The sequence below is a fragment of the Anoxybacillus sp. genome, from assembly GCF_036834105.1.
Classification (GTDB): Bacteria; Bacillota; Bacilli; order Bacillales; family Anoxybacillaceae; genus Anoxybacillus.
This window is the reverse complement of sequence record NZ_DAITON010000154.1, coordinates 1-4,778: the sequence shown is the minus strand read 5'-3', so window position 1 is coordinate 4,778 and position 4,778 is coordinate 1. Positions and strand designations below refer to the sequence as shown.

The window sequence follows — 4,778 nt, the reverse complement described above, 5'->3', positions numbered from 1 at the left end:
GAAGATAAAATCGAGTTAGCGAAATCGTTCATGGAAAAAGCAAAAGAAAAAGGCGTGAACTTCTACATGCCTGTCGATGCAGTTGTAGCTGACGATTTCTCAAACGATGCGAACAAAAAAGTAGTGAACATCGATGAAATTCCGAGCGACTGGGAAGGGCTTGACATCGGTCCGAAAACACGTGAATTGTATCGCGACGTCATTTTAAAATCAAAACTTGTCATTTGGAACGGTCCAATGGGCGTATTCGAGATGGATGCGTTTGCCGAAGGGACAAAAGCGGTTGCTCAAGCGCTTGCCGATGCGAAAGATACATATACGGTCATCGGTGGCGGCGACTCGGCAGCAGCGGTTGAAAAGTTCGGACTTGCAGACAAAATGGATCACATTTCTACAGGTGGCGGTGCGTCGCTTGAATTTATGGAAGGAAAACAACTTCCAGGTGTCGTCGCGTTAAACGATAAGTAAGAAAGGGGATTAAAGCGATGCGAAAGCCGATTATTGCAGGCAACTGGAAAATGCATAAGACGTTAAACGAAGCGCTCCAATTCGTTGAAGAAGTGAAACAGTCTGTTCCTTCCAACGAACAAGTCGATACAGTTGTATGTGCGCCAGCGCTCTTTTTAGCGCATTTAGTGGAAGCGACAAAAGGAACGAACGTGAAAATTGGTGCACAAAATATGCATTTTGAAGATCAAGGCGCGTTCACAGGCGAAATTAGTCCCGTGGCGTTGAAAGATCTCGGCGTCGAGTATGTCATCATCGGACATTCTGAGCGCCGTGAGATGTTTGCGGAAACTGATGAAACAGTGAATAAAAAAGTACTTGCTGCGTTTAAACATGGGCTCGTACCGATTGTTTGTTGCGGAGAGACGTTAGAAGAACGCGAAAGCAACCGTACAAACGAAGTGGTTAGTGCACAAGTGAAAAAAGCGCTTGAAGGCTTAACGGAAGAACAAGTGAAGCAAGTCGTTATCGCCTATGAGCCGATTTGGGCGATTGGAACAGGAAAATCGTCCACAGCTGACGATGCGAACAACGTATGCGGCTACATTCGTCAAGTCATCGCGAATCAATTTTCGCAAGCTGCGGCCGATGCTGTGCGCATTCAATATGGCGGCAGCGTAAAGCCGGAAAATATCGCCGCATTTTTAGCAGAGGAGCATATTGACGGAGCACTTGTTGGTGGTGCGAGCTTACAACCACAATCGTTTTTACAACTCGTGGAGGCAGGAAAATGAGCAAAAAACCAGTAGCATTAATTATTTTAGATGGCTTTGCTCTTCGTGAAGAAACATTTGGCAACGCGGTTGCACAAGCGAAAAAACCAAATTTCGATCGTTATTGGAACGAATATCCACATGCGACATTAACGGCATGCGGTGAAGCGGTCGGTTTGCCAGAAGGACAAATGGGGAACTCGGAAGTCGGTCACCTAAACATCGGTGCTGGTCGCATTGTGTATCAAAGTTTAACGCGTGTGAATATCGCCATTCGCGAAGGTGAGTTTGAGCGCAACGAAACGTTTTTAGCAGCGATGGATCATGTGAAAAAGCACGGAACAAATTTGCACATTTTCGGTCTTCTTTCTGACGGTGGTGTGCATAGTCATATTAACCATTTATTCGCTTTACTCAAGCTCGCCGCAAAAGAAGGCGTCAAACATGTGTATATTCACGGCTTTTTAGACGGACGTGACGTTGGTCCACAAACAGCGAAAACGTACATTCAACAGTTAAATGAACAAATCGCACAAATTGGTGTCGGTGAAATCGCTACATTATCCGGTCGTTATTACTCCATGGACCGCGATAAACGTTGGGAGCGCGTAGAAAAAGCGTATCGCGCGATGGTGTATGGCGAAGGTCCATCATACCGTGATCCGCTTGCGTGCATCGATGATTCTTACGCAAATGGCATTTATGACGAATTCGTCTTGCCATCTGTTATCGTTCGTGAAGATGGATCACCAGTCGCAACGATTCAAGATAATGACGCGGTCATTTTCTACAATTTCCGTCCTGACCGTGCGATTCAAATTTCAAACACGTTTACAAACGATGATTTCCGTTCATTCGATCGTGGACCGAAACATCCGAAAAACTTGTTCTTCGTATGCTTAACGCACTTTAGTGAAACAGTAAAAGGGTACGTGGCATTTAAGCCGACAAACCTTGACAATACGCTCGGTGAAGTATTGTCACAAAACGGGTTAAAACAGTTGCGCATTGCCGAAACAGAAAAATATCCGCACGTCACATTCTTTATGAGCGGCGGACGGGAAGAAAAGTTCCCTGGTGAAGAGCGCATTTTAATTGACTCACCAAAAGTGGCGACATACGATTTAAAACCAGAAATGAGCGCATACGAAGTGACGGACGCTTTACTGAAAGAAATTGAAGCAGACAAATTCGATGCGATTATTTTAAACTACGCAAACCCTGACATGGTCGGTCATTCAGGAAAATTAGAGCCAACGATTAAAGCAGTCGAAGCGGTCGATGAATGTTTAGGAAAAGTCGTCGATGCGATTATCGCCAAAGGTGGTATTGCGATTATTACCGCAGACCACGGAAATGCGGACGAAGTATTAAATCCAGATGGCAGTCCGAATACGGCGCATACGACAAATCCGGTGCCTGTGATCGTGACGAAAAAAGGCATTACGCTTCGCCAAGACGGTATTTTAGGCGATTTAGCGCCAACGATGCTTGATTTGCTCGGACTACAACAACCGAAAGAAATGACAGGAAAAACGTTAATTCAAAAATAGACTAAAGGAGAGATGAACGATGCCAACAATTATTGACATTTATGCTCGTGAAGTATTAGACTCTCGTGGCAATCCGACAGTAGAGGTAGAAGTATACACAGAATCAGGTGCGTTCGGACGTGCACTTGTACCGAGTGGAGCGTCAACGGGTGAGTATGAAGCGGTTGAATTGCGTGATGGCGACAAAGGTCGCTACCTTGGTAAAGGTGTATTACAAGCAGTGAAAAACGTAAACGAAGTCATCGCGCCAGCATTAATCGGTAGCTACGATGTGACAGAGCAAGTTGCCATCGACCGTGCATTAATTGCATTAGACGGTACAGAAAATAAAGGAAAATTAGGTGCGAATGCCATTCTTGGTGTATCGATGGCTGTTGCGCGCGCAGCTGCTGACTACTTAGGTATTCCTTTATATCAATATTTAGGTGGCTTTAACGCAAAAACGTTGCCAGTGCCAATGATGAACATTTTAAACGGCGGTGCGCATGCAGATAACAACGTTGACATTCAAGAATTTATGATTATGCCAGTTGGCGCACCAAACTTCCGTGAAGCGCTTCGCATGGGTGCGGAAATTTTCCATAGCTTAAAATCAGTGTTAAAAGCGAAAGGCTACAACACCGCTGTTGGTGATGAAGGCGGCTTTGCGCCAAACTTAAAATCAAACGAAGAAGCGCTTGAAACAATTATCGAAGCGATTGAAAAAGCAGGCTACAAACCAGGCACAGAAGTGATGCTTGCGATGGACGTGGCATCTTCTGAGCTGTACAACAAAGAAACAGGCAAATACCATTTAGAAGGCGAAGGCGTTGTGAAAACCTCGGAAGAAATGGTTGCTTGGTATGAAGAGCTTGTTAACAAATATCCGATCATCTCGATCGAAGACGGCTTAGACGAAAACGACTGGGCTGGTCATAAGTTATTAACAGAGCGCCTTGGCAAAAAAGTACAACTTGTCGGTGACGACTTATTCGTAACAAATACGAAAAAATTAGCACAAGGTATCGAACAAGGTGTCGGCAACTCAATCTTAATTAAAGTGAACCAAATCGGTACGTTAACCGAAACATTTGAAGCGATTGAAATGGCAAAACGCGCAGGCTACACAGCTGTTATTTCTCACCGTTCTGGTGAAACAGAAGATAGCACAATCGCCGACATCGCCGTTGCAACAAACGCTGGCCAAATTAAAACAGGTGCGCCATCCCGCACAGACCGCGTCGCAAAATACAACCAATTGCTTCGCATTGAAGACCAATTAGGCGAAACAGCAGTATACGATGGAATAAAAACATTCTACAACTTGAAGAAGTAATAGATGAAGGATGCCTCATGTGGGCATCCTTTATTTCTAGTTTTTTCTCTTCTTTTGGATATATTGTATTACAATTACGATAAATATGAGAAAAAGTAGCACATCAATAATCCAATCGAGAGAGTATGTTTTTAAAAAATCCTTTGCGGTACTTTTTATGACTAATAATAAAAGACTAACGATTAACCCTATCATAACGCCTGTCATGGTACTGAACCTCCCGATGGCTAAAGCCACGGGGTTCTTGTGTACTATAGAGCTTCTTCCATACCTTCGCATGGACACTGACTCTAATTCCACAAGACTTTCATGGGCAAACACCTTACTGGTGCTTATCGCCCTGTGCGCCCGATTCAAGACGCTTTTTATCATTTAAATTCCCATACTACTTACGACACATGAATGAAGATGAAGTCGTTTGATTTCTTCATCATGCAGTCGAATAAATTGATCCCATCTCTCTAAACATTTTTGTCGATCTATTTCTTTTCGATTGTCTTTCACATTCATGATTAAAAATGCGCTGTATAAATCTCGTTGCACTCTGCGTCCGTCTACTTCGTGCCATCGTTGGGAAAGTGTTTTCTTGTTGTACTCATCGTTTTGGTGGTCGTATTGACTTGCCTTGACGCGAAATGTGTCGATGTATTGAAGGGAATAGCCTTCATATTGCAGTTTTTGATTCAGTAT

The 4,778-nt window shown here is 43.9% G+C and carries 4 protein-coding genes and 1 pseudogene; 4 read left to right on the top strand and 1 reads right to left on the bottom strand.

Annotated elements, in window-relative coordinates; all coding sequences use genetic code 11:
• The 4 genes from pgk to eno form a co-directional block, all read left to right on the top strand.
• Positions 1-468, top strand: a 468-nt coding sequence (gene pgk, locus V7Z64_RS11850) for a phosphoglycerate kinase (protein ID WP_334110514.1), incomplete at its 5' end; no start/stop codon positions are given.
• Positions 469-485: 17 nt separating this feature from the next.
• Positions 486-1,241 (top strand): triose-phosphate isomerase, encoded by a 756-nt coding sequence (gene tpiA, locus V7Z64_RS11845; RefSeq protein ID WP_003397292.1) that lies wholly within the window; start codon positions 486-488, stop codon positions 1,239-1,241.
• Entirely contained in the window at positions 1,238-2,773 is a 1,536-nt protein-coding gene (gpmI, locus tag V7Z64_RS11840) for a 2,3-bisphosphoglycerate-independent phosphoglycerate mutase (protein WP_094240471.1), read from the top strand. The genes tpiA and gpmI overlap by 4 nt, the downstream gene beginning before the upstream one ends.
• A gap of 19 nt (positions 2,774-2,792) precedes the next feature.
• Positions 2,793-4,088, top strand: a complete 1,296-nt coding sequence (eno, locus tag V7Z64_RS11835; RefSeq protein WP_004892483.1) for a phosphopyruvate hydratase — start codon at positions 2,793-2,795, stop codon at positions 4,086-4,088.
• Positions 4,089-4,460: 372 nt separating this feature from the next.
• Here the strand turns inward: eno and V7Z64_RS11830 are convergent.
• A pseudogene (locus tag V7Z64_RS11830) lies at positions 4,461-4,778 on the bottom strand (RNA-guided endonuclease TnpB family protein); the annotation flags it as partial.